Annotated in this window: 1 pseudogene; it reads right to left on the reverse strand. The window is 56.9% G+C overall.

What is annotated here, in order from left to right:
- A pseudogene (locus JMY24_RS39205) lies at positions 1–518 on the reverse strand (site-specific integrase); the annotation flags it as partial.

Here is a 518-nt window from a genome sequence, read left to right on the forward strand (position 1 = left end):
AGGTCCACCAGACAGCGAATGATCGCGTAGTCACGTCGGCCGGTTGGACACGTATGATCGAAGGAATTCACAAGCCCCGCCAGTTCTGAATCGGTAAGAGAATCCGGTAACGCCGCTAGACGCCAGTAAGCGACTCTTGGGACTGCGGCAATCAGGGGTTCGGTAGGTTGTCCGTGTATGCGACGGAAACGCAAATAACTCCGCAGACAGTCGCCAATGATTCCTGCTGTCCGGGGTTGGCAGCCCGCGGCGCGATCAGTCACGAATCGACAGATGTCATCTGGCTTGAGGCATTCAAGCGCAATCGGCCCCCAGCCAAATCGGGCAATGAGGAATTCACGGACGTAGCGCAGACGGTAGAGACGCGTTGCTGGTGCCAGCCCCTGCACATCCTGAAGATAAGCGTCAAAGAGCCGAAGTTCTTCCCTTATGAAATTGGAAACCGGCGCTGATGTCGAGGGAATGATTCCCTCCGAGCGCAGCATGCGAAGCAGATGACGCAGCGCACGGCGAAGGTT

The organism is Paraburkholderia kirstenboschensis (assembly GCF_904848585.1).
Classification (GTDB): Bacteria; Pseudomonadota; Gammaproteobacteria; order Burkholderiales; family Burkholderiaceae; genus Paraburkholderia; species Paraburkholderia kirstenboschensis.